The 21,735-nt window shown below is 66.2% G+C and carries 24 protein-coding genes; 14 read left to right on the top strand and 10 right to left on the bottom strand.

The window, feature by feature from the left end; translation table 11 throughout:
* Positions 1 to 478 (top strand): anti-sigma factor (locus NUU27_RS11930; RefSeq protein ID WP_257762330.1); only part of this gene is annotated, 478 nt, incomplete at its 5' end.
* A gap of 31 nt (positions 479 to 509) precedes the next feature.
* Here NUU27_RS11930 and NUU27_RS11925 read toward each other — a convergent pair.
* The gene (locus NUU27_RS11925) at positions 510 to 1,409 is read right to left on the bottom strand and encodes a mechanosensitive ion channel family protein (RefSeq protein WP_257762329.1); all 900 of its coding nucleotides are present in this window, start codon (positions 1,407 to 1,409) and stop codon (positions 510 to 512) included.
* A 220-nt stretch (positions 1,410 to 1,629) separates the two neighbouring features.
* Between NUU27_RS11925 and NUU27_RS11920 the strand changes: the two genes are divergently transcribed.
* Both NUU27_RS11920 and NUU27_RS11915 read left to right on the top strand, forming a co-directional pair.
* Positions 1,630 to 2,121: a GNAT family N-acetyltransferase gene (locus tag NUU27_RS11920; RefSeq protein WP_257762328.1), complete on the top strand. Its 492-nt coding sequence runs from the start codon at positions 1,630 to 1,632 to the stop codon at positions 2,119 to 2,121.
* Between the two features lie 84 nt (positions 2,122 to 2,205).
* The gene (locus NUU27_RS11915) at positions 2,206 to 3,657 is read left to right on the top strand and encodes a RimK family protein (protein ID WP_257762327.1); all 1,452 of its coding nucleotides are present in this window, start codon (positions 2,206 to 2,208) and stop codon (positions 3,655 to 3,657) included.
* Here NUU27_RS11915 and NUU27_RS11910 read toward each other — a convergent pair whose 3' ends face one another.
* The 6 genes from NUU27_RS11910 to NUU27_RS11885 all read right to left on the bottom strand — a co-directional run bounded on the left by NUU27_RS11910 (position 3,658) and on the right by NUU27_RS11885 (position 7,411).
* Positions 3,658 to 4,287: an HD family hydrolase gene (locus tag NUU27_RS11910; RefSeq protein ID WP_257762326.1), complete on the bottom strand. Its 630-nt coding sequence runs from the start codon at positions 4,285 to 4,287 to the stop codon at positions 3,658 to 3,660. It lies immediately after the preceding gene.
* A complete protein-coding gene (locus NUU27_RS11905; RefSeq protein ID WP_257762325.1) occupies positions 4,287 to 5,144 on the bottom strand; it encodes a folate-binding protein YgfZ in 858 nt (285 codons plus the stop codon). Before NUU27_RS11905 ends, NUU27_RS11910 begins: the two co-directional genes overlap by 1 nt.
* 78 nt (positions 5,145 to 5,222) lie before the next feature.
* A complete protein-coding gene (locus NUU27_RS11900) occupies positions 5,223 to 5,648 on the bottom strand; it encodes a hypothetical protein (RefSeq protein ID WP_257762324.1) in 426 nt (141 codons plus the stop codon).
* Positions 5,649 to 5,702: 54 nt separating this feature from the next.
* Complete coding sequence (locus NUU27_RS11895; RefSeq protein WP_374566599.1) at positions 5,703 to 6,410, bottom strand: hypothetical protein; 708 nt, start codon at positions 6,408 to 6,410, stop codon at positions 5,703 to 5,705.
* A gap of 114 nt (positions 6,411 to 6,524) precedes the next feature.
* The gene (locus tag NUU27_RS11890; protein ID WP_257762322.1) at positions 6,525 to 6,890 is read right to left on the bottom strand and encodes a TIGR02301 family protein; all 366 of its coding nucleotides are present in this window, start codon (positions 6,888 to 6,890) and stop codon (positions 6,525 to 6,527) included.
* A gap of 113 nt (positions 6,891 to 7,003) precedes the next feature.
* The gene (locus NUU27_RS11885) at positions 7,004 to 7,411 is read right to left on the bottom strand and encodes an NUDIX hydrolase (RefSeq protein ID WP_257762321.1); all 408 of its coding nucleotides are present in this window, start codon (positions 7,409 to 7,411) and stop codon (positions 7,004 to 7,006) included.
* A 140-nt stretch (positions 7,412 to 7,551) separates the two neighbouring features.
* On the opposite strand from NUU27_RS11885, the gene NUU27_RS11880 reads away from it, so the two are divergent.
* On the top strand, positions 7,552 to 8,307 hold the full coding sequence (locus NUU27_RS11880; RefSeq protein ID WP_257762320.1) for an SOS response-associated peptidase: 756 nt from the start codon (positions 7,552 to 7,554) through the stop codon (positions 8,305 to 8,307).
* A 69-nt stretch (positions 8,308 to 8,376) separates the two neighbouring features.
* Here NUU27_RS11880 and NUU27_RS11875 read toward each other — a convergent pair whose 3' ends face one another.
* Both NUU27_RS11875 and NUU27_RS11870 read right to left on the bottom strand, forming a co-directional pair.
* Positions 8,377 to 9,660, bottom strand: coding sequence for an FAD-binding oxidoreductase (locus tag NUU27_RS11875; protein WP_257762319.1), 1,284 nt, complete (start codon positions 9,658 to 9,660; stop codon positions 8,377 to 8,379).
* A gap of 195 nt (positions 9,661 to 9,855) precedes the next feature.
* Positions 9,856 to 10,026, bottom strand: coding sequence for a transcriptional regulator (locus NUU27_RS11870; protein WP_257762318.1), 171 nt, complete (start codon positions 10,024 to 10,026; stop codon positions 9,856 to 9,858).
* 439 nt (positions 10,027 to 10,465) lie between these two features.
* Here NUU27_RS11870 and cysS point away from each other — a divergent pair, with 439 nt between their 5' ends.
* The 7 genes from cysS to rarD all read left to right on the top strand — a co-directional run bounded on the left by cysS (position 10,466) and on the right by rarD (position 16,614).
* On the top strand, positions 10,466 to 11,941 hold the full coding sequence (gene cysS / locus NUU27_RS11865) for a cysteine--tRNA ligase (protein ID WP_257762317.1): 1,476 nt from the start codon (positions 10,466 to 10,468) through the stop codon (positions 11,939 to 11,941).
* A 181-nt stretch (positions 11,942 to 12,122) separates the two neighbouring features.
* Entirely contained in the window at positions 12,123 to 12,509 is a 387-nt protein-coding gene (locus tag NUU27_RS11860) for an endonuclease domain-containing protein (protein ID WP_257762316.1), read from the top strand.
* Positions 12,506 to 12,889 carry a VOC family protein gene (locus tag NUU27_RS11855; protein ID WP_257762315.1) on the top strand — a complete coding sequence of 128 codons (384 nt, stop codon included), beginning with the start codon at positions 12,506 to 12,508 and terminating at the stop codon, positions 12,887 to 12,889. The genes NUU27_RS11860 and NUU27_RS11855 overlap by 4 nt, the downstream gene beginning before the upstream one ends.
* Before the next feature lie 13 nt (positions 12,890 to 12,902).
* Positions 12,903 to 13,394 (top strand): GFA family protein, encoded by a 492-nt coding sequence (locus NUU27_RS11850; protein ID WP_257762314.1) that lies wholly within the window; start codon positions 12,903 to 12,905, stop codon positions 13,392 to 13,394.
* Complete coding sequence (locus tag NUU27_RS11845) at positions 13,391 to 13,867, top strand: GFA family protein (protein ID WP_257762313.1); 477 nt, start codon at positions 13,391 to 13,393, stop codon at positions 13,865 to 13,867. The genes NUU27_RS11850 and NUU27_RS11845 overlap by 4 nt, the downstream gene beginning before the upstream one ends.
* A 41-nt stretch (positions 13,868 to 13,908) precedes the next feature.
* Positions 13,909 to 15,525: a citramalate synthase gene (gene cimA, locus NUU27_RS11840; protein ID WP_257762312.1), complete on the top strand. Its 1,617-nt coding sequence runs from the start codon at positions 13,909 to 13,911 to the stop codon at positions 15,523 to 15,525.
* A gap of 168 nt (positions 15,526 to 15,693) precedes the next feature.
* A complete protein-coding gene (gene rarD / locus NUU27_RS11835; RefSeq protein ID WP_257762311.1) occupies positions 15,694 to 16,614 on the top strand; it encodes an EamA family transporter RarD in 921 nt (306 codons plus the stop codon).
* A 315-nt stretch (positions 16,615 to 16,929) separates the two neighbouring features.
* Here rarD and NUU27_RS11830 read toward each other — a convergent pair whose 3' ends face one another.
* Positions 16,930 to 17,541 carry a TIGR00730 family Rossman fold protein gene (locus NUU27_RS11830; protein WP_257762310.1) on the bottom strand — a complete coding sequence of 204 codons (612 nt, stop codon included), beginning with the start codon at positions 17,539 to 17,541 and terminating at the stop codon, positions 16,930 to 16,932.
* Positions 17,542 to 17,651: 110 nt separating this feature from the next.
* Here NUU27_RS11830 and NUU27_RS11825 point away from each other — a divergent pair, with 110 nt between their 5' ends.
* The 3 genes from NUU27_RS11825 (at position 17,652) to NUU27_RS11815 (ending at position 21,520) form a co-directional block, all read left to right on the top strand.
* Positions 17,652 to 19,139, top strand: coding sequence for a LysM peptidoglycan-binding domain-containing protein (locus NUU27_RS11825; protein ID WP_257762309.1), 1,488 nt, complete (start codon positions 17,652 to 17,654; stop codon positions 19,137 to 19,139).
* Between the two features lie 151 nt (positions 19,140 to 19,290).
* A complete protein-coding gene (locus tag NUU27_RS11820) occupies positions 19,291 to 19,650 on the top strand; it encodes a helix-turn-helix transcriptional regulator (protein ID WP_257762308.1) in 360 nt (119 codons plus the stop codon).
* Complete coding sequence (locus tag NUU27_RS11815) at positions 19,643 to 21,520, top strand: ABC transporter ATP-binding protein/permease (protein ID WP_257762307.1); 1,878 nt, start codon at positions 19,643 to 19,645, stop codon at positions 21,518 to 21,520. Before NUU27_RS11820 ends, NUU27_RS11815 begins: the two co-directional genes overlap by 8 nt.
* The last annotated feature ends 215 nt before the right edge of the window (positions 21,521 to 21,735 follow it).

Below are 21,735 nucleotides of genomic sequence, written 5' to 3'. Positions count from 1 at the left end.
TTTCGCCGGCCGCCCGCCCGCGGCCGCGGACGGCGATCTGACGACGCTTGCCGTCGTCGGGCAGGCGGTGGCTGCACATGAGGTCTATGCGGCCGAGAAACTGCATGTGGTGGAGGTCGGCGCCGGCGACCGGAACCATCTCGTGAGCTGGCTCTCGAACCGTCTTGGGATCAGCCTGATCGCGCCCGATCTGGGCAAGGAAGGCTTCAGTCTCGTCGGCGGGCGCCTGCTTCCGTCGGGTGACAAGCCCGCCGCCCAACTGATGTACGAGGACGAGTCCGGCGGGCGCGTGTCGCTCTATGTCGCCCATTGCGTCGCCGACGAGGATAGCGGCTTTCGGCTGTTCGAGCGGAATGGCGCCCGTGCCTTCTACTGGCATGAGAAGAGTTTTGCCTATGCGGTGGCGGGCGCCGCCTCGGAGGAGCGCCTCCTGAAGCTCGCCGACGCCACCTACCGGCAGCTGCTCCAGAAGAACTAGGGTCAGGACCTATGAATATGACCCTAAGCCCTCAGCGCTTCGTTGCCGTGGCCTTGCGCGCCGTGCCGCCCGCGGCACGCTTGGCGACTTCCATCGGAAGGTAATGCACGTCGCGCTGCGGGAACGGGATCGAGATGCCTTTGGCGTCGAAGGCCTGCTTCGCCGCCTTGGTCAGATCGATGCGCGTCTGCCACCAGTCGCTCGTCAAGGTCCAATAGCGCAGCGTGACGGCCACGGCGCTGTCGCCGAGCGCCGACACGAAGGTCGCCGGCTCCGGGTCGTCGAGCACGCGCGCATCGGCTTCGGCAAGCGCCAGCATCGTCTTCTGCGCCAGGTCGATGTCGTCGCCATAGCCGATGCCGATCACCAGATCGTAGCGGCGGCGCGGATTGCGCGAATAGTTGATCACCGAGGTGTTCCACAACGTGCTGTTCGGCGCCAGGATGTAAACGCCGTCGATGTTCGTCATCTCCGTGGCGAAGAGACCGATGGATTCAATGGTGCCGGAAATACCGCCGGCGTCGATATACTCGCCCTTGCGGAACGGTTTTAGGAAAAGCAGCATGATGCCGGCGGCGATGTTCTGCAGGGTGCCCTGCAGGGCAAGCCCGATGGCCAGGCCCACGGCGCCGAGAGCGGCGATGATGCTGGCCGTCTGGACGCCGAACTGTGCCAGAACGGTGACGCCGACCAGGACGAGGATCGCATAGCGGGCGAGCTTGGACAGGAAGGTGCTGAGGGTGGCGTCGAAGGAGGGAAAGCGATCGAGCGCGCGCAGCACCGAGCGTTCGACAAAGCCGGCGACGAGGAAGCCGGCGATGATCAGAACGATGGCGCCGAGAATGGAGAAGGCGTAGGATACGGCGAATTCGGTGATCTGGGCGACCATTGTTTCTGCCGCTGTCATGAGATTGCCTGTCTGCAGTTCCATGAGTGAAAGTTCTCCGTGCAGTTCGTCTTGAAAATGGATGTTCGTGATCCGAAACACCGCCCCTGTCGAAGTCTGCAACGCACCGTGAATGCCATGGCTGCAAATCCCGTCCTGCATCGGCCCTGCGAATGTCCCGTGTTTAGCAACGCGCATCCTTTGCTGCAAATCACTGCCGGGCGAAGCGCCGCGCCGAGCCGGCAGGTTCTGCGACCGGGCGCCCATGCCCGCTGAAATCCGCCGGGCCCACCGCGCCGACATCGATGCGCTCGTGGAGCTGGAGAACGCGGCCTTCTCCGGCGACCGGCTGTCGCGGCGCTCGCTTCACACCCTGACGGGCCGCCGCTCGGCCATCGTTCTGGTGGCGGTGGAGGAAACGCGCATCATCGGTTACGCTCTCGTGTTGCTGCGTCGTCTGAGCCGCAAGGCGCGGCTCTATTCGATCGCCGTGGCGCCGATGGCGACGGGGAGGGGCGTTGCCGGGCGTCTGCTGGAGACGGTCGAACGCGAGGCGCTCGCGCGCGGCTGCGGCCTGATGCGGCTGGAGGTACGGGAGGACAATTCTGGCGCAATCGCCCTTTACGAAAAAAGCGGATATCGCTGCTTTGGGCGGCGGAAAAACTACTATCATGACGGCATGCACGCCTTGCGCTACGAGAAGCGTCTGCAATCCGACGCGTCCTGCAGAACGCACCGGGACGCGGCAGGTTGTTGAATTTACGCAGCGGGCTGTCCGGAAACCGGTTTCGGTTTTCGGGCCGATGTGCCAGGCGGAAGAGAAAATGGAGAGCGGCCCTAAATGAGCTGGGTCATCCTGACGGGCAGAAAAGGCGATCTTGACGAGACCGCCACCCCTTACAAGATCATCACCAACAGAGACTATCTCACCCATCCGGCGCTTTTTCGCGGGCAGCGGCCGAAGATCATCAATCTCTCCTCGAGCTATGCCTATCAGAGCCGCGGATACTACGCCTCGCTTCTGGCAAGTTCGCGCGGCCACCGGGTGATACCCTCGGTCGAGACGATGATCGACCTTTCGGCGAGGAAACTCTACGAAAACGCGCTGCCGGAGCTGGAGCAGGCCTTGAACCGGTGCCGCGACGATCTCGGCGGCTCTTTTCCGCAGAACGTCACGGTGTTCTTCGGCATCGGGCCGAGCAAGGCGTGGGAGCGCTTCGCGCGGCTGCTCTTCGACTGGTTCCGCGCCCCGGCGCTGGAGGTGACCATCAAGGACGGCGCCTGGGCGAGCATCGGCAGGATCGGCTTCCGCTCGCTCATGCGCATGAGCGGCGAGGAGAAGGAACGCTTCGCGGCCTGCCTCGAGACCTATACGAGCCGCCAGTGGCGGGACGGAAGGGCGCGCGCCTCGGCGCGCTACAGCTTCGCCACGCTCGTCGACCCCAAGGAGGAACTGCCTCCGTCGAGCATCGCCTCGCTCAAGCACTGGTCGCGCGTCGCCGCCCGCATGGGGGTGGAGGTCGAGCCGATCTCGAAAAGGGATCTGCCGCGGCTTGCCAATTTCGACGCGCTGTTCATCCGCGAGACGACGTCGATTTCCAACCACACCTATCGCTTCGCGCGCCGCGCCCAGCAGGAGGGGATGCCGGTCATCGACGATCCCCTGTCGATGATCCGCTGCACCAACAAGGTCTATCTCAACGAGCTGATGGTGGCCCATCGCGTGCCTGTGCCGCCGAGCGTCATGATCGCCGGGCCGGGGGATCTGGAGCGCGCCGCCGAACAGCTCGGCTTCCCGCTCGTTCTCAAGATTCCCGACAGCTCCTTCTCGCGCGGCGTGAAGAAGGCCTCCAACCTCGCCGAGCTCAAGCTCCTGGCCGAGAAGTGGCTCGAGGATTCCGACCTCCTGATCGCGCAGAAATTCCTGCCCACGGAGTTCGACTGGCGCATCGGCGTGCTGGGCGGCGATCCGCTCTTCGCGGTGCACTATCTGATGGCCAAGAAGCACTGGCAGATCGTCAATCACGAGCGCAACGGCCGGCCGGACGAGGGCGGCTTCCGCTCCTTCAGCCTTGCTGAAACGCCGAAGGAGGTGATCGACATCGCCGTGCGCGCCGCGCGTTGCATCGGCGACGGGCTCTACGGCGTCGACATCAAGGAAACGCCGGACGGCATCTATGTCATCGAGGTCAACGACAACCCCAATCTCGACCATGGATGCGAGGATGCCGGCGAGAAGGATGCCGTGTGGACCCGGCTGACCCAGTGGTTCATCGACCGGCTGGAGCGCTGATCAGCCGGGCCGGTTGCCGCGTAGCCTCTCGATGGCCGCGAAGCGGGTGAGGAACGCTTTCTGCGCCTGTTTGGGCGGTTGCGGGGCAAGGCTTAGCGCTTCCGGCGGCACTCCACGCGGGCGGCCGAAGAAGCGCGCCGCCTCCGCTTCGTCGAAACCGGCCAGCCGCGTCGCCTCGTAGAAGGCCGCCACCCGGTCGGCGCGCTTGATCGCCTTGCGGAGCTTGTCCGGCGTTTCGGGGGAGAGGGCAAAGCGCAGGTGGATGGCCCGCTGCAGGCGCTTCTCGACCGATTTGTAGTCGTCGCCGAGCGTCGCCTTGAAAGGCGAGATCATGTCGCCGATCACATACTCCGGTGCGTCGTGCAGCAAGGCGGCCAGCCGCCAGTCGGGTGTGGCGTCCTCCGCGACGACGCAGAACACCTCTTCGACGATCAGCGAATGCTGCGCCACGGAAAAGGCGTGGTCGCCTTCGGTCTGTCCGTTCCAGCGGGCCACCCGCGCCAGCCCGTGCGCGATGTCGTTGATCTCAATGTCGAGCGGCGAGGGGTCGAGCAGGTCGAGCCGGCGGCCGGACAGCATGCGCTGCCAGGCGCGGGCCGCGACGCTTTCGCCGGCGGAGCGGGGCGGCATCAGGCCTCGTCTCCGCCGCTCTCCGGGAAGGCGAAGCGCGCCCAGCCGGGAATGGCGAGGGCGACCTCCACCTCACCCGCCAGGATCGGCTTGCCGGCATCCATGGCGTCCTTGACCCGGTCGATGCGGGCGATCGCCAGGCCCGTGGCACCCTCCACCGAGCCGAGCGCCCCGAGTGTGCGGCCGTCCACCGTCAGCTCCGTGCCCGTCGCCGGAAGGGCGGCGGTCGCCGTGGCGATCAGAAGCCGCCGCCGCGCCGTGCCGCGATGCTGCATGCGCGAGACGACCTCCTGGCCGACATAGCATCCCTTGCGCAGGCCGACACCGCCGTTCTGATCGTAGAGCACGTCATGCGGAAAGGCATCGCCGAGGGCGAAATCGCTGCCGCTCTCGGCAACGGCATTGGCGATCCGCAGGGCCACCCAGGCCGCATGCCCAACGGTCGCCGGCGGGGTGTCGTCGTAATGGCGCGTGACGGACAGCTGTTCGGGAAATCGCCGGTCGGCAACGCTCCAGTCTGCTTCCGGCGCCGCTGAATCACTGCCCCACGAAACCGCTACAACAGGCTGATCTTCCTGCGATATCTCCACTTTCGCCCGAAGCCGGTAGAGCATCAGCCGGCGCATGAAATCGGCTGCGATGTCGGCCCGGCAATCCAGCCGGAAGGTCTCCGGTCCGGCCCGCGAAACGAGGAAATCGAAGAGGATCTTGCCCTGCGGTGTCAGCAATGCGCCGGGCAGTGCCTCGCCGGTGGCGAGCCCGGCAAGATCGGTCGTGACGATGTTCTGCAGAAAATGCTCGGCTTCGGGGCCGCTGACGCGGAGGATGGCGCGATGGTCGAGATGGCAGGTGGGCATGGTCAATCCGCAAAGCGTCGATGGGGGCTGCTGAAGCCTAGCTAGGATGCTTTGCCGTGCGGGGCAAGCCGCTCCCTGTCAGGAGCGTCTCAGCCGCATCGCCACCTCCGCCAAGGCCTCGGCACCGCGGGCGCTGAGGCCGCCCCGTTGATAATCGCGGCGAATGGCGGCCTCGATCTCGTCGGCCACCCGGTCGAGAGATGGTGCACGCTCGCCGTCGCGGGCAGAGCGGTGGTCGAACAGATTGATCCAGTGATCGGTATCGCGACCGAACCGCATCAGCCGGTCGAAATAGACATCGGCCCTGCCGCGCGGCGACAGGAGGCCAAGGATGCCGGCAGCGATGGAGAGGGGACTCATGACCAGATCGCGAAACCCGTCGGCCATCAGCTTGATCTGGAACAGGATCACCCGGCGGACGAGGCGGCCGCGCCGGGGCGACGCCTCAAAACCGACAAAAGCGGCGTTCTGCGAGCGTTGCAGGTTGGCCGTGGACTGGGTCATCGGAAGTCCTCCCTCAGCCGCATATGGGAAATGCCGCTGCAGATGCAACCCGGCTCAATCTCCGGCAACGAAGAAAGCCCAGCGGCCCTCGGGCGTGATGCCGACGCGATAGAAGATGTAGGCGCCGAAATTCTTCATCTCCTCGTAGTCGCCCGCCGTCACCAGCGTGAACAGTTCCACACGCTGCGGCTTGTCGAGGCTGTCGAGCGGGATGGCAAAGAAATAGGGCCAGACATACATCTCGGATGGCATGCCGGCGTCGAGATGGACATAGCCGGCCTGCAGCACCTCGAGCAGGATGGCCAGGATCTCCTGGCCCTCGCTGTCGCCGGAAAGCTCGCGCAGGAACTGCAGCGGATCGCCCTCGAGGCCGCCCAGCGACAGTTGCGTCGCCCCTTCGCCGGTGCCGACCAGCGGGCGCAGCGTCTCGATGTCGCCGCTCTTGCAGGCTTCGACGATGAGCCGGTGCATGCGGCGCACGGGCTCGGGCAGCGTTTCGAGATCGTAGAAGATCTCGGGCAGCGGCTTGTCCATGTCCGTCTGCGGGCGCACCACGTCGCGCTCGGGCTCCGTCTCGCCGGGCTCGGCTTCCTCCGGCGCCTCGCCGTCGGTCGGCTCGTCGGGTGCGGCCTCCTCCGGTGTCCCCGGCGCCTCAACCGGTGCCGGCAGCGGCACCCGCTCGATGTCGTCGTCCGGGGCCTCGTCGCCGGCCGGCGTCGGGCTCTCCTGCAACTGGCTGAGCGCCAGCCCGTGGCCGCTCATGAGTAACACGAGGCCGAGCGCCGCGATGCTCGCTGAAAGAGGCTTGAGGCGCGCCCCGTGCGAGGCACGGTCGGCGCCGGTTGAACCTGTGAGTTGCCGCATCAAGATCTCGCTTCAGTTCCCGTATCTCTGGGCGATGTCCCTGGAGAGGCTCGCCCCCTCCTTCATGTAGTTCTCGACCGCGCTGCGCGCCTGCGCGGTGCAGGTTGCGTAGGTGCCGGCAAAGGCACGGTAGCCGCGGTTGAAGCTCGCGACGAGCTTCTCGCGCCGCGCCGGCGAGGGCGCCTCGGTCTGCAGCAACTCCTGCATCCTACCCCGCCAGTCGTCCGACTCTTCCCCGCACAGATTGCGCAGATAGTGGACGGCGCCAAGGATCTCGGCAAGCCGCAGCAGCGGCTGTTCGTAGGTCGCCTCCTGAGCGCGAGCCGGGGTTGCCGCCAAAAGGAGCAGCAAAAGCGCGATCGCAGATCCCCGGTTCATGCCGTGTCGTCTCCCCGCCGTATCTCCTGTCGCATGCTTGCCCTGCAAGGCGAAAGCATACCCGCTTCGCGCGAAGAAAGTGGCAACAATGAGAACGATACGGGCACCAGGCATCATCGAGACCCGGCCATGCTCAATTCCTCGACGATATCGAGCGTGCTGTTGGTAATCGGCAACAGCCGGATCTGTTCGAGCGCGAACCAGCCGGCCTCGCTGGCGTCGTCGCCAGCGGTCGGCTCGCCGCTTCTGACGGTGGCGCGAAAGACGCTCAGGCGGAAGATCATATCCTTCTCCGGGACCGGCAGGCTGATCTCGCGCAAAAGGCGCGGGCTCGAGGCGACGAGCCCCGTTTCCTCGCGCACTTCGCGGATGACGGCCTGCTCGGCCGTCTCCCCTTCCTCGATGCGGCCGCCGGGAAAGGCATAGAACCCCTCGGCCGGCGGGCGGCCGCGCCGCACCAGGAGAAAGCGGCCATCATGCAGGACGACGGCGGAAACGGCGCGGATTTCCTCCGGTTTCATGGGGCGGGACCTTGCAACCTTCGACCTGATCGCCAACAGTCTGGCGCATACCGACAATCTCTTAACCCGAGGCAGTGATCATGCAAAGAAGGTTCGCCGATCGGCGCATCGCTCCGGGGCGGATGGGGCGGACATAACCCATGTGCGGACGCTTCGCCCTGGCGGCCACGCCCGATGCGGTCAAGTCGATGCTGGCCGTGATGGAGCTCGACCCGTTTCCGCCGCGCTACAACATCGCGCCGACGCAGCCCATCCTGATGGCGCTCGCCGGCCCTTCACGGGCGCCGGGCTCCAACCTGCCCGACCGGCGGGCGATGCTGGTGCGCTGGGGGCTGATCCCCTCCTGGGCCAAGAACCCGGCTGACCTGCCGCTCCTCTTCAACGCCCGCTCGGAGACGGCCGCCGAAAAGGCTTCCTTCAAGGCCGCCATGCGCCATCGCCGCGCCCTTGTGCCGGCGAGCGGCTTCTACGAATGGCGGCGCGTCGGCACGAAGCGCGCCGAGCCCTATTGGGTGCGGCCGCGGCATGGCGGGCCGATCGCCTTCGCCGGGCTGATGGAAAGCTGGTCGGAACCCGGCGGAACCGAGCTCGACACCGGAGCGATCCTGACCACCGAGGCCAATGAGGACCTGCGCGGCATCCACCACCGCATGCCGGTGGTGATCGACCCGCAGGATTTCGCCCGCTGGCTCGATTGCCTCAATCAGGAGCCGCGCGACGTGGCGGATCTGCTGCGGCCGGCCGAGCCCGGCTTCTTCGAGGCCGTGCCCGTCTCCGACAAGGTCAACAAGGTGGCGAATGTCGGCCCCGAGCTTCAGGAGCGTGCGGAGGGGCCGGCGGCGGCCGTCCCCGGCGAGAAGCCGCAAAAGGACGACGATCAACTGACGCTTTTCTGACGCATCGGCCCGAAAATCGGGATCGATTTTCGGAAAGCGCGATGCGCCGTGTCAAAGGCCCGGCCACCCTCAAACAATGATGCGTGCCAGATGCGCGGCCTCGGCGCCGAAGCGGTAAAATCCTTCCCGTGCGGCCCTCAGGGGCTGCGCCACCGCCTCGGTGACGGGAAGGGGCAATTCGGCTTCCGAGAGCGAGCCCATCGCGAGCCTGGCCAGCGCCTGGCCGAACACGGTGCCGGGGCCGATGCCGCGCCCGTTGTAGCCGGAGAAGCCGAAGGCGTTGCGGCCGAAGCGGTGGAACTTCGGCAGATGGTTGTCCGTCATGCCGATCTGCCCGTACCAGCCGGCCTCGAAGCCGGCTCCCTTCAAGTCCGGGAAGAGGCGCGCCATGGCACGCTCGGCCCAGGCGCGGTGGATGGCGAGCCCCGCTCCCTTCAGCGCGCCGACGCTGCCGAAGATGAAGCGCCCGCTACGGTCCCAGCGGAACGAGGTGAGGATCTGCCTGGTGTCCCAGGCACCCTGCCGTTCCGGCAGGATGCGTCTGCGCACGGCGTCCGGAAGCGGAGGCGTGGCGAAATTGAAATAGGGCAGGTGGACGAGCTCCTCGCGCACCTGGCGCCACGGCGAACTGGTATAGGCGTTGGTGGCGACGATGACGGTCGAAGCGGTGAGCGATCCGGTCCCGGTGAAGATGCGCCAGCCACCGCCGGTCTCCTCGGCGCGCGTGACACGCGAGCCGCTGTGAAGCCGCGCGCCGGCCTTGATCGCCGCCGCGGCGAGGCCGCGCGCATAGCCGAGCGGCTGGATGGTGCCGGCCCGCTCGTCGAGCAGCGAGGCGGTGTAGGCGGCGGTGCCGAGCTTCGCGGCGGTCTCGGCCGCATCGAGCAGGCGCACCGGCGCGCCGCGCGCTGCCCATTGCCGGGCGCGCTCTTCGAGCTGCCTGGCGCCGGCGGCGCCCACCGCGCAATGGAGCGTGCCCCGATGCTCGGCCTCGCATTCGATGCCGTGCCGCCTGACGAGGTCGAAGACGACGCTCGGCGCTTCGCCGAGGAGGGTGAGAAGCCGCTCGCCATGCGCCGCGCCGAGGATCGCCGGCAGGTCGTCGGGCATCACCCACATGCCGGCATTGACCAGGCCGACATTGCGCCCGGAGCCGCCGAAGCCCATCTCCTCGGCCTCCAGAAGCGTCACGGAAACGCCGGCTTCTGCCAGATGCAGGGCCGCCGACAGGCCCGTGTAGCCGCCGCCGACGATGGCGACGTCCGTGCTGTTCTCGCCGTGGAGCGGCGATGTCGTGGGGGCGGGCGGGGCGGTCTTCTCCCAAAGACCGTGGGAGAGCGGGTCGTTCCTCATGGCGCGGACTTTCTGGGCTGCCTTGTCGGCCAGACACATGTCATGTCGGCCGCGCGCCGTCCAAGCGAAAATTCCGCATCATTCGATGCCGCCGGCGCATCGCAGCGCCAAAAAGTGCACACGGTGCCCGTCTCGCCAATGCGATCGAAAAACGACTGCCCCTTTGACGCGTTCCGGTCTTTGCCGGAAAAGACCTCAGTCGGTCTGGGTCGTGTAGGGGCTCGGCCGAGGCGCCGGCGCCGGCTTTTCGCCTTTGCACTGCAAAGCGGCAGCGACTGCCGCCGGTCCAACCGCGTGATACTGGCTGACCAGAGGCTCTTCCTTGTCCGGTGCTTGCTCTGCGGATTTCGTTGCTTCGCGGGCCATCATCTGATCCTTGCTTCCGCGTTGTCGTCTCTTCCGGGCAGATGGGGAGCGAATCTGACAAAATCTTGGCGGTGCGCCCCCGCGGCGAGACATGCCCGTTAAAATTGCTCTGCCAGCCTTAACATTTCCTTCACATCCACCCTGCCGGCAATACCTCTTTTGGCGTGCACGAGCGCGGTATCGCGCCATCCCCAGCCTTTTTGAGCGGTCAGCATTTTGTCTTGACGGTTGTGACGCGGGCGGCGATAAGGACAGCCATGAAAACGCTTTGCGCCATTATCGGCATTTGCATTATCGGCTAGCGCCTCACCGCTGGTCCGGACGTTTTCGCCCTTCGCACACGACGAGAAAAACGCCCCGGCCAGACGGCCAGGCCTTGTGCCGCATGCGGTTCGCGTGAGGCGTTCGAAACTCGAGCGGGTGACAACGGAAGGCCACGATGACGGACGGTTTCAAGGGCCTCAGGGTCCACAACACGCTGACGCGCGCCAAGGAGGACTTCGTTCCCCTCGATCCTGCCAATGTGCGCATGTATGTGTGCGGTCCGACCGTCTACGACTACGCGCATATCGGCAATGCGCGCCCGGCGATCGTCTTCGACGTTTTGTTCCGGCTGCTGCGCCATCTCTACGGCGCCGAGCATGTGACCTATGTGCGCAACATCACCGACGTCGACGACAAGATCAACGCGCGGGCGCGGCGCGATCACCCCGATCTGCCGCTCAACGAGGCGATCCGCGCCGTGACGCAGAAGACCGCCGACCAGTACCATGCGGATGTTGCGGCGCTCGGCTGCCTGCCGCCGACCGTGGAGCCGCGCGCCACCGAGTTCGTGTTGCCGCGCGAAGATGGGCTGACCGACATGGCAAGCCTGATTCAATCTCTCATCGATCGCGGCCATGCCTATGAGGAAAAAGGGGAAATCCTGTTCGACACGGCGTCTATGGCGGCCTATGGCGGACTGTCCAAGCGCAGGCTCGAGGACCAGCAGGCAGGCGCGCGCGTTGCCGTCGAGGCGCACAAGAAGAACGCCGCCGACTTCGTGCTGTGGAAGGAATCCTCCACCGACGAGCCGGGCTGGGACGCCCGTTTCACCGTCGACGGCAAGCCTCTCGCTATCCGTGGAAGGCCCGGCTGGCACATCGAATGCTCTGCCATGTCGGCCGCGTATCTCGGCGAGGTGTTCGACATCCACGGCGGCGGGCTCGACCTGATCTTCCCGCATCACGAGAATGAGATCGCCCAGTCGCGCTGCGCCCACGGCACCGACCTCATGGCGCGCTACTGGATGCACAACGGCTTTCTGCAGGTGGAAGGCCGCAAGATGTCGAAGTCGGAGGGCAATTTCGTCACCATCCACGAATTGCTGGAGACGGAGAAGTTCGGCGGGCGGACGTGGCCGGGCGAGGTGCTGAGGCTCGCCATGCTGATGACGCACTATCGCGAGCCGATCGATTTTTCCGTGCGCAAGCTGGAGGAGGCCGAGGCCGTGCTCGACGGCTGGTACCGTGCCGTCGGCGAGGCTGAGGCCGCCGGCATCGATTGCGCCGACGTTCTGAACGCGCTTTGCGACGATCTCGGCACGACCGGAGCGATCGCCGCCCTGCACGAGCTGCGCGCCGAGGCGGCGAAAGGCAGCGCCGGCGCCAAGGCGGGGCTGAAGGCAAGCGGGGCGCTGCTCGGGCTGCTGTCGTCGACGCAGAGCGAGTGGTTCGCCGCCAAGGCATCGGGCGCCGCGGTCGACGCGAGCGCGGTGGAGGCACTCGTCGAGCAACGGCTTGCGCATCTGCGCGAGAAGAATTTCGCCGAAGCCGACCGCCTGCGCGACGAGCTGACGGGGCAAGGCATCCAGTTGATGGATTACAAGGATCCTGAAAACGGCGAGCGCCGGACACGATGGGAGGTGAAGCGGTGAGGCAGGCGCCCTCAGATACCCCCCTCTGCCCTGCCGGGCATCTCCCCCTCAAGGGGGGAGATTGGGCGGCGGGGACGGTTTCGCCAATCGCCGGCAATGCAACAAGAGCAATACATCGACGAAGGCTGATCTCCCCCCTTGAGGGGGAGATGGCCGGCAGGCCAGAGGGGGGTGACGGTCAATGACGCACCACCCCGTTCCGCCCATGAATCGCCGAAATGCCCGCCGCATGCGCAAGGCGTTGACGGAAGCCGAGTTGAAGCTCTGGAATGAGCTTCGCGCGCATCGTCTGATGGGGTTGTCGTTTCGCCGCCAGATGCCGATCGGCGGTTATATCGCCGATTTCGCATGCCCTTCGGCCAGGATCATCGTCGAGGTGGACGGATCGCAGCATGGTGCTTCGGCCGGGGATATAATCCGGGACGCCTCTCTTTCGGCTCTGGGCTGGAAGGTCCTGCGCTTCTGGAATGACGACGTCGTGAACAACATCGATGATGTCTGCCAGCATATCGTCACTGTAGCGGGAAGCCTCCAAAGGCTCTCCCATATCGAGGGAAAACGCGCATGATCGATCACATCGGTATCACGGTTGCGGATTTCGACCGCGCCAAGGCGTTTTACGACAAGGCGATGGCGCCGCTCGGCGCTTCGCTTCTGATGATGGTGCCCACGGAATATACCGGTGGGCGCAAGATCGGCGGCTATGGACGCGACCGGCCGGTCTACTGGCTCTCTGAAGGAGACGTGGCGGGCGAGCCGAAGCATGTCGCCTTCACCGCCGGTTCGCGCGCCGAGGTCGACGCTTTCCACCGGGCGGCGCTCGATGCCGGCGGCCGCGACAACGGCGCGCCGGGCCTGCGGCCGCATTATCACCCGGATTACTACGGCGCCTTCGTGTTCGACCCGGACGGCAACAACATCGAAGCCGTCTGTCACCGGCCGGAGTGAGGAAAGGCGGAACATGAGCCTCGACAACAAGCCCGTCTATTCCGGCGGCTGCCAGTGCGGCGCGGTTCGCTTCCATGTCGAAGGGGCGCTCGGAAAAGGGTCCGTGTGCCACTGCCGCATGTGCCAGAAGGCGAGCGGCAACATCATGCTGTCGCTGGTTTCCGTAAGCGGTGCAACGCTCACCTGGACGCGCACCGAGCCGAAGCGGTTCCAGTCGTCGAACCATGTGAAGCGCGGCTTCTGCCCGCAATGCGGGACGCCGCTCACCTACGAGGCGCCCGACGGCATGGCGATCACCATCGCCGCCTTCGATCATCCCGAGGAGATCGCTCCGGTCGTCCAATGGGGTCTGGAGGGCAAGCTGCCCTACACGGACGATATTCCGTCCCTTCCGGGCTACACGACCGAGGAAGATCCGGAGGCGGTGGAGTTCCTGAAGACGCTCGTCTCCTACCAGCATCCCGATTACGACACGGACCAGTGGCCGCCGGAGAAGAAGACATGACGGAGACCGTGCTCACGGGCGGTTGCCAGTGCGGCGCCGTGCGCTTTCGCGCCACGCGTCTCGGCCGCCCCTCGATCTGCCATTGCCGCATGTGCCAAAAGCAGTTCGGCAGTTTCTTCGGGGCCTTCGTGACGGCTTATGTGGACGATCTGCGCTGGACCCGAGGCGTGCCCGACTACTTCCGCTCGTCCGACAAGGTTGAGCGCGGCTTCTGCAGGGGTTGCGGCACACCCTTGACCTATCGGCATCCGGATGGGATCGAACTCGCCATCGGCGCCTTCGACCGACCAGAGGATCTGGAGCCGCAGGTGCAGGTCAACCATGCCCTGCGGCTGCCTTGGATCGACCGCCTTTTCGATAAGCCTCCCTTCGAAAGTGAGGCGATGCGGAGCTTTCACGCCTCCATCGTCTCCTACCAGCATCCCGATTACGACACGGACCGGTGGCCGCCACGGGGGCAGGGCGATGACTGACCTTCGGCGGTACCGCGGCGCTGCGCGCAAACGGAGACCTCATGTCCAGTAAGGAACGCATCTATCTCTTCGACACCACCTTGCGTGACGGACAGCAGACGCCGGGCGTGGATTTTTCCGTCGAGGACAAGATCGCCGTCGCCGGTCTGCTCGATGCGTTCGGGTTCGACTATGTGGAGGGCGGCTATCCCGGAGCCAACCCGACCGACACCGTCTTCTTCTCCCGCAAGCGAACCCGCAACGCCGCCTTCGTTGCCTTCGGCATGACGAAGCGGGCGGGGGTCTCCGCATCGAACGATCCGGGGCTGGCGGCGCTCCTCCAGGCCGAGAGCGACGCCGTCTGCTTCGTCGCCAAGAGCTGGGACTACCACGTGCGTGTGGCGCTCGGCTGCACCAATGAGGAGAATCTGGATTCGATCCGCACCTCGGTCGCCGCGGCAACGGCCGCCGGCAAGGAGGCGATGGTCGATTGCGAGCATTTCTTCGACGGCTACAAGGCCAATCCGGGCTATGCGCTCGCCTGCGCCAAGGCCGCTTTTGAAGCGGGCAGCCGCTGGGTCGTCCTGTGCGACACCAACGGCGGGACGCAGCCGGCCGAGATCCGCCGCATCGTCGAAGCCGTCATCGCCGCCGGCATCCCGGGCAGCCATCTCGGCATTCACGCCCATGACGACACGGGCCAGGCGGTGGCCAATTCGCTTGCCGCCGTCGAGGCCGGCGCGCGGCAGGTGCAGGGCACGCTGAACGGCATCGGCGAACGCTGCGGCAACGCCAACCTCGTCACCATCCTGCCGACCCTGATGCTGAAGCCCGTCTATGCCGACCGGTTCGAGACCGGTATCTCGCCGGACAAGCTTGCCGGCATCACGCGGCTGGCGCACGCCTTCGACGAATTGCTGAACCGCGCTCCGGAGCCGCAGGCGCCCTACGTCGGCTCGTCCGCCTTCGCCACCAAGGCCGGCATCCATGCCTCGGCGGTGCTGAAGGAGCCACAGACCTACGAGCACGTGCCGCCGGAAACGGTCGGCAACACGCGCCGCGTGATGGTGTCGGATCAGGGCGGCAGGTCCAACTTCATCGCCGAGCTGAAGCGGCGGGGGATCGCCGTTGACAAGGCCGACGGGCGGCTCGACACGCTGATCGCCCTCGTCAAGGAGCGTGAGGCGCAGGGCTATGCCTATGAAGGGGCGGATGCCAGCTTCGAGCTCCTTGCGCGGCGCACGCTCGGCCATGTGCCGGAGTTTTTCAAGGTCGACGGCTTCCGCTGCATGGTCGAGCGCCGGTTCGACGCCAACGGCCAGCTGAAGACCGTGTCGGAGGCGGTGGTGCGCGTCACGGTGGACGGGGAGACGCTGATGTCGGTGGCCGAGGGGCACGGCCCGATAAACGCGCTGGACATCGCGCTGCGCAAGGATCTCGGCAAATATCAGGCGGAGATCTCCGATCTGGCGCTGGCCGATTACAAGGTGCGCATCCTCAACGGCGGCACGGAGGCGATCACCCGCGTGCTGATAGAATCCCACGATTCGACCGGAGCGCGCTGGTGGACCGTCGGCGTGTCCGACAACATCATCGACGCCTCCTTCCAGGCGCTGATGGACTCCATCGTCTACAAGCTGGTCAGGAATCGCGAGGGGGCGGGCCACGATGGGCGCTGACCGCTGGACCAATAAAAGGCGTTGGATCGCGACGGCGTTTTCGTGAGACAAGCGGCAGACGCGCCGCGAAGCAGCCGCCGCACCATCAGACCAATAGTTTGTGGGCTGATTTTTCCAAACGGGTGAGTACCGTCCGTTTGGATCAGACCACCAGGCAAGGACCATCCGATGACCGATAGCGTGAGCAAGCCCCTTGAGGCCGGGCCGAACGAGGCGTTGCGCGGCTTTCTCTTCGCGTTCTCGGCCTATGGGCTGTGGGGATTCCTGCCGCTCTACATGAAGCTTCTGGCGCATATCCCGGCGGTGGAAGTGGTGGCGCACCGCGTCCTGTGGTCCGTGCCCGTCGCCGCCGTCATCCTGCTGGTCCTCGGCCGCACCGCCGACATCAGGCGGGCACTGGGCTCGCCGCGCACGCTTGCCATGGCGGCGCTGACGGCGGCGATCATCTCGTGCAACTGGGGCATCTATGTGTGGGCCATCGCCTCCGGCCGCACCGTCGACACCGCGCTCGGCTATTACATCAACCCGCTGGTGAGCATCGCCATGGCCTCCCTCTTTCTCGGCGAGAGGCTCAACCGCTATCAGATCGCCGCGGTGGCGCTGGCGGCCATCGCCGTCCTGGCACTGACCATCGATGCCGGCGGGCTGCCCTGGATCTCGCTCAGCCTCGCCCTGACCTTCGCCGCCTACGGCATCCTGCGCAAGACGCTGCCGATCGGCCCCAGCCAGGGTTTTTTCCTGGAAGTGCTGATCCTGTGCCTGCCGGCACTCGGCTATGTGGTGTGGCTGGGGGCGACGGGGCAGAGCCACTACCAGTGGTCGCAGCTCTCCGACATCGCCCTGCTGATGGGCTGTGGTCCGGTGACGGCGATCCCGCTGATCCTCTTTGCCTTCGGCGCCAAGCTGCTGCGCTATTCCACCATCGGCATCATGCAGTACATTGCCCCGACCATGATCTTCCTGATCGCCGTCTTCGCCTTCAAGGAGCCCTTCGGCGGCACCAAGGCACTGGCCTTCGGCCTGATCTGGACTGCGCTGGCCATCTACAGCTGGTCGATGCTCAACGAGGCGCGGCAGGCAAAAAAATAGCCGCCCCGTGAGGGGCGGCAGATGCCCGCGATGCCGGAGAAGGGGGTGCGGCGCGGCATCGCCGGGGTGGGATGAGAGACGGAACGCATTTCCCGTGGAGACGCGAACCTCGTCGGAAAACCTTTCGTCCTGCGCCCTTGCGCGATCCTGCTCGGCGGCAGGTCAACCAACGACCGGAGCAAGCGACGCGGCGCTCTCATGATCGTTGCGAATTCAGAACCGCACCAAGGAGATCAGACTTCTGTAACACCGGCGCGGCAATTGGTTGACGGATTGATGACGATTTCGCCGCAAGGGTAGCGATCGTGCGGATGATTACAGCCGGTCCACAGCCACCTGCAGATTGCCGTTCCCTTCCGGCGCGGACCGGGCGGCGGCCAGGATGGCGGGGACGATGTCCTCGGCCGCGTCGACCACCAGCGGCCGTACTCTGTGTTCCGAGTGCACGAAGCCCTCGGCCTTCATGTGTTCGATCAGCTTGAGCAGCGGATCCCAGAAGCCGCCGATATTGGCGAAGACCATCGGCTTGTCGTGCCGGGCGAGCTGTGCCCAGGTCATGATCTCGACGATCTCCTCCAGCGTGCCGATGCCGCCGGGCAGCGCCACGAAGGCATCGGCATGCTCGAACATCTTGTGCTTGCGCTGGTGCATGTCCTCGGTGACGATCAACTCGTCGAGCTGGGTCAGTTCGATCTCGGGCGCCTCCTTGCGGATCAGAAAGCGGGGAATGATGCCGGTAACGGCCCCGCCCGCCTCCTTGGTGCCGCGTGCCACGGCCCCCATGATGCCCTTGGTGCCGGCTCCGTAGACCAGGCGCAGGCCCGCTCCGGCAAGGCTGCGGCCGAGCGTTAGCCCGGCCTGAAAATGGCTTTCGTCACGCCCGTTGCTCGAACCGCAATAGACGCACACCGACTCGATTGTTCTCATGGCCGCTATTGCTTGTCCTTCAACGCCTTATGGTCAAGTGGGGCGGGGCTTTTTCTTGTCGTTGCGATGAAAAAGCGTTACAGCCTGTCATAAAAGGAACAACGAACGCTATGGGCTCGACACCTCTCAAGGGGCTTCTTTTCGCGGCCGGCGCGGTGGTCGCCGGCATTGGCACCGCCTATCTGATGGGCGCCTTCGACTCCTCCCTGGAAACACCGCCGGCCGCCGTCAGCGGAACGCCGCAAACCGCGCCGAAGCAGGAAGCCTCAGGGGGCTCCGCACCCGCGGACGGGCAGAAGGATGCGCGGCTTTCCGAGACCGCCTCCGAACCGGCCACCCCGGCCGCCGACCCGACGCCGCCGAGCTTCGACCTCGTCCGCGTAGAGCCGGATGGGTCGATGGTGGTGGCGGGGCACGCCGCGCCCGATGCGCGCATCGAGATCGTCCATGGGGCGACGGTTCTCGGCACCGCCACGAGCGGGCCGAACGGCGATTTCGCCGCCGTGCTCGACGAGCCGCTGCCGCCGGGCGACTACCAGATCGTCCTCAGGGCCACGACCCCGGACAACATCGCCGCCACCTCCGTCGAGACGGCGATCGTCACGGTTCCCGACGATAAGAACGGGCAGGTCCTGGCGCTTGTCGACCGGCCCGGCGCGCCCAGCAAGCTGATCACGGTGCCTGAGGCCAAGCCGGCCGGGACGTCTGCCGCGGCCGGCACGCAGGGACCGGCCGAAGCTCCGGCCGGACAGAGCGCCGGTGCCGCCGCGCCGCCTTCCGCGACTCCGCCTGCCGAGGCCGCAGGCACATCTGGGGAGACGCCGGCAAGCGCGAGCGCCGACCGTGAAGCACCCGAGGCCGCCGCCGAGCCCCCGGCGCAGGAGCAGGCGTCGGCGCCGACCCCGGGAGCCGCACCGGACATGGCCCTGCCGCATATCGAAGCGGTCGAGATCGACGGCCGCCAGGTGTTCGTCGCCGGTTCGGCGGCGCCCGGTAGCCTCATACGTGTTTACGCCAATGAGATATTGCTCGGCGAGACGCTGACCGAGCCGAACGGCCGCTTCCTGATCGAGGCCGTGCGCGACCTGCCGGTGGGCGACTACATCATTCGCGCCGACATGATGTCGCCGGACGGCGCCACGGTGATCGCCCGGGCCGCCGTACCGTTCACCCGTGCCGAGGGCGAGCAGCTCGCCGCCGTTGCCCAGCCCGCCCAGCCGGACCAACCGGCCCCGCCGGTTGCAAAGACCGACCGTCTTGCCGCCGAGGGTGGCGGCGAAGCATCCGCCGATCAGGTCGCGGGGGATAGCGGGGCGGGTGATGCTGCCGCCGAACCGGCAACGGCGCCCAAGCTGGAGCCTGTCGACGGCTCTGTCATCATCCGGCGCGGCGACACGCTCTGGCAGATCTCGCGCCGCGTCTACGGCCGCGGCATCCGCTACACGACGATCTATCTCGCCAACCAGGAGCAGATCACCGATCCCGACCGCATCTGGCCGGGGCAGGTGTTCGCCGTCCCGGAAAAGACCGAGGAGGGCGAGCCGGCCGACATGGAAGCGCTCGGCGCGCCATCGTCGCCGGTCGAACCCGCCCGCTGACGCGGAAGCCGACCATCCGGTCCCGTTTCTTTTCGGCAGTTCGCTCGGACGCAAGCGGCTGCGATGCGCCGGTGGAAAATAATTCCACGGGAACGGTTGTCTCGGGGAGATCTTCATCGTATATCGCCGATAAACGATGAAAGGTGATGCCATGAAGCATAGGTCGACCTCCGAATTCTGCTGCGCCCACGCGCCGATGGCGCTCGGCCTGGCAGCCCTGTCGCACCCGGCGCGCATCGAGATCCTGCGTCACCTTTCGGGGCTCGACGCCTCGTGCTGCAAGGATGTGGTCGGGCACCTGCGCCTGGCGCAGTCCACCGTCTCGCAGCATCTCAAGGTGCTGGTCGAAGCGGGTTTGCTGCGCATGCGGCCGGAGCGGCAAAGTTCCCGCTACGAGGTGGATGTCGAGGCCCTGAAGGCGCTGTCCGACGTGCTGGCGGAGCTCGCCGATGCCTGCGCCGCGGCGCGAACCCGATCGGACGCAGCGTCGGAGGGCCACCTGAATGGCTGAGAAAACCGTGGCCGCCGAGGGTTCGACCCTCCAGACCCTGCGCAATCTGTGGCCCTATATGTGGCCGTCCGACCGTGCCGACCTCAAGCGGCGCGTCCTGATCGCCACCTTGTTCCTGGTGATCGCCAAGCTCGTCCTGGTGCTGGTGCCCTATTTCTTCAAATGGGCCACCAACGCCCTGTCGGGCGAGGGGGCGCCGCCCGCCTTCCTGCCGGCAGTGCTGGCCGGGCCGATCATGCTGGTCGTCGCCTACAATCTGGTGCGCGTCGTCCAGCTCGGCTTCAACCAGTTGCGCGACGCGCTGTTCGCCCGCGTCGGCCAGCACGCGGTGCGCCAGCTTGCCCATCGCACCTTCGTGCACATGCACGACCTGTCGCTGCGCTTTCATCTGGAGCGGCGCACCGGCGGCCTGTCGCGCATCATCGAGCGCGGCACCAAGGGCATCGACACGATCGTCCGCTTCACCATCCTCAACACGCTGCCGACGCTGCTCGAGTTCCTGCTGGCGGCCGGCATCTTCGCCTATGCCTATGGCTGGATCTATGTGGCGATCGTCGCCGTCACCGTCTGGCTCTACACATGGTTCACGGTCAAGGCGAGCGACTGGCGCATCGGCATTCGCCGGCAGATGAATGATTCCGACACCGACGCCAACACCAAGGCGATCGATTCGCTGCTCAACTTCGAGACGGTGAAATACTTCAACAACGAGGCGATGGAAGCGCGCCGCTTCGACCGCTCCATGGCCCGCTACGAGGATGCGGCGACCCGCACCTGGACGTCGCTCGGCTGGCTCAACTTCGGCCAGGGCGTGATCCTCGGCCTCGGCATGACGGCGGCGATGGGGCTTTCGGCTTACGAAGTGATGCGCGGCACGCAGACGGTGGGCGACTTCGTCTTCATCAACGCCATGCTGATGCAGCTTTCCATCCCGCTCAACTTCATCGGCTTCGTCTATCGCGAGATCCGCCAGGGGCTCACCGACATCGAGCAGATGTTCGACCTGCTGGATGTGCCGGCCGAGGTGACGGATAAGCCGGACGCTGCGCCTCTCGACGTCGCGCGCGGCGCGATCCGTTTCGACGACGTGCGCTTTTCCTACGACCCCGAGCGGCCGATCCTGAAGGGGATCAGCTTCGAGATACCGGCGGGCAGGACGGTCGCCGTTGTCGGGCCGTCCGGCGCCGGCAAGTCGACCATCTCGCGCCTCCTGTTCCGATTCTACGACATCCAGGGCGGCTCGATCACGGTCGACGGGCAGGATGTGCGTGACGTCACGCAACAGAGCCTGCGGGCGGCGATCGGCATGGTGCCGCAGGACACGGTGCTGTTCAACGACACCATCGCCTACAACATCCGCTACGGCCGGCCGGACGCCACCGATGAGGAGGTGCGCAAGGCTGCCGAGATGGCGCAGATCGGTCCATTCATCGAGGGCCTGCCGGACGGATACAAGACCATGGTCGGCGAGCGCGGCCTAAAACTCTCGGGCGGTGAGAAGCAGCGCGTGGCGATCGCCCGCACCATTCTCAAGGCGCCGCCCATCCTGCTTCTCGACGAGGCGACTTCAGCGCTCGACACGCACACCGAGCAGGAGATCCAGGCGGCGCTCGACACGGTAAGCCGCGGGCGCACCACGCTGGTGATCGCGCACCGTCTGTCGACCGTCATCGATGCCGACGAGATCATCGTCCTGAAGGGCGGCGAGATCGCCGAGCGCGGCAGGCATGGCGAGCTGCTGGCGGCCGACGGCCTCTATGCCCGGATGTGGAGCCGCCAGCGCGAAGCGACCGAGGCCGAGGAGCGGCTGCGCAAGGCGCGCGAGACCGACGAACTGGGCATCGTGGTGCGCGGCGAGCCGGCTTATTGAGGGGAGGACAGGGCAATCGCATGTGTTTTTCTTGCAGGCTCCGCCTGCGACCCCCACCCTCGATCCCTCCCCTCAAGGGGGAGGGAAGAAAGGCGGTGCGCTCGATCATCCCCCTCCCCCTTGAGGGGAGGGGTAAGGGGTGGGGCTACCGCGCCGCCATAGGCGATTGCCCAACACGCAACGGAGTGGGGGCGAGCCAATCCATCGGCGATTGC

The organism is Nitratireductor sp. ZSWI3 (assembly GCF_024655565.1).
GTDB lineage: Bacteria > Pseudomonadota > Alphaproteobacteria > Rhizobiales > Rhizobiaceae > Nitratireductor.
Note: the sequence above shows the minus strand (reverse complement) of the source record. Positions and strands in the feature narration are given on the sequence as shown.

What these genes read in the sequence shown, in the direction of transcription:
- NUU27_RS11925 (WP_257762329.1), bottom strand. Translation starts at nt 1,409, where the DNA reads ATGGAACTGCAGACAGGCAATCTCATGACAGCGGCAGAAACAATGGTC.
- NUU27_RS11920 (WP_257762328.1), top strand. Translation starts at nt 1,630, where the DNA reads ATGCCCGCTGAAATCCGCCGGGCCCACCGCGCCGACATCGATGCGCTC.
- NUU27_RS11915 (WP_257762327.1), top strand. Translation starts at nt 2,206, where the DNA reads ATGAGCTGGGTCATCCTGACGGGCAGAAAAGGCGATCTTGACGAGACC.
- NUU27_RS11910 (WP_257762326.1), bottom strand. Translation starts at nt 4,287, where the DNA reads ATGCCGCCCCGCTCCGCCGGCGAAAGCGTCGCGGCCCGCGCCTGGCAG.
- NUU27_RS11905 (WP_257762325.1), bottom strand. Translation starts at nt 5,144, where the DNA reads ATGCCCACCTGCCATCTCGACCATCGCGCCATCCTCCGCGTCAGCGGC.
- NUU27_RS11900 (WP_257762324.1), bottom strand. Translation starts at nt 5,648, where the DNA reads ATGACCCAGTCCACGGCCAACCTGCAACGCTCGCAGAACGCCGCTTTT.
- NUU27_RS11895 (WP_374566599.1), bottom strand. Translation starts at nt 6,410, where the DNA reads ATGAGCGGCCACGGGCTGGCGCTCAGCCAGTTGCAGGAGAGCCCGACG.
- NUU27_RS11890 (WP_257762322.1), bottom strand. Translation starts at nt 6,890, where the DNA reads ATGAACCGGGGATCTGCGATCGCGCTTTTGCTGCTCCTTTTGGCGGCA.
- NUU27_RS11885 (WP_257762321.1), bottom strand. Translation starts at nt 7,411, where the DNA reads ATGAAACCGGAGGAAATCCGCGCCGTTTCCGCCGTCGTCCTGCATGAT.
- NUU27_RS11880 (WP_257762320.1), top strand. Translation starts at nt 7,552, where the DNA reads ATGTGCGGACGCTTCGCCCTGGCGGCCACGCCCGATGCGGTCAAGTCG.
- NUU27_RS11875 (WP_257762319.1), bottom strand. Translation starts at nt 9,660, where the DNA reads ATGAGGAACGACCCGCTCTCCCACGGTCTTTGGGAGAAGACCGCCCCG.
- NUU27_RS11870 (WP_257762318.1), bottom strand. Translation starts at nt 10,026, where the DNA reads ATGGCCCGCGAAGCAACGAAATCCGCAGAGCAAGCACCGGACAAGGAA.
- cysS (WP_257762317.1), top strand. Translation starts at nt 10,466, where the DNA reads ATGACGGACGGTTTCAAGGGCCTCAGGGTCCACAACACGCTGACGCGC.
- NUU27_RS11860 (WP_257762316.1), top strand. Translation starts at nt 12,123, where the DNA reads ATGACGCACCACCCCGTTCCGCCCATGAATCGCCGAAATGCCCGCCGC.
- NUU27_RS11855 (WP_257762315.1), top strand. Translation starts at nt 12,506, where the DNA reads ATGATCGATCACATCGGTATCACGGTTGCGGATTTCGACCGCGCCAAG.
- NUU27_RS11850 (WP_257762314.1), top strand. Translation starts at nt 12,903, where the DNA reads ATGAGCCTCGACAACAAGCCCGTCTATTCCGGCGGCTGCCAGTGCGGC.
- NUU27_RS11845 (WP_257762313.1), top strand. Translation starts at nt 13,391, where the DNA reads ATGACGGAGACCGTGCTCACGGGCGGTTGCCAGTGCGGCGCCGTGCGC.
- cimA (WP_257762312.1), top strand. Translation starts at nt 13,909, where the DNA reads ATGTCCAGTAAGGAACGCATCTATCTCTTCGACACCACCTTGCGTGAC.
- rarD (WP_257762311.1), top strand. Translation starts at nt 15,694, where the DNA reads ATGACCGATAGCGTGAGCAAGCCCCTTGAGGCCGGGCCGAACGAGGCG.
- NUU27_RS11830 (WP_257762310.1), bottom strand. Translation starts at nt 17,541, where the DNA reads ATGAGAACAATCGAGTCGGTGTGCGTCTATTGCGGTTCGAGCAACGGG.
- NUU27_RS11825 (WP_257762309.1), top strand. Translation starts at nt 17,652, where the DNA reads ATGGGCTCGACACCTCTCAAGGGGCTTCTTTTCGCGGCCGGCGCGGTG.
- NUU27_RS11820 (WP_257762308.1), top strand. Translation starts at nt 19,291, where the DNA reads ATGAAGCATAGGTCGACCTCCGAATTCTGCTGCGCCCACGCGCCGATG.
- NUU27_RS11815 (WP_257762307.1), top strand. Translation starts at nt 19,643, where the DNA reads ATGGCTGAGAAAACCGTGGCCGCCGAGGGTTCGACCCTCCAGACCCTG.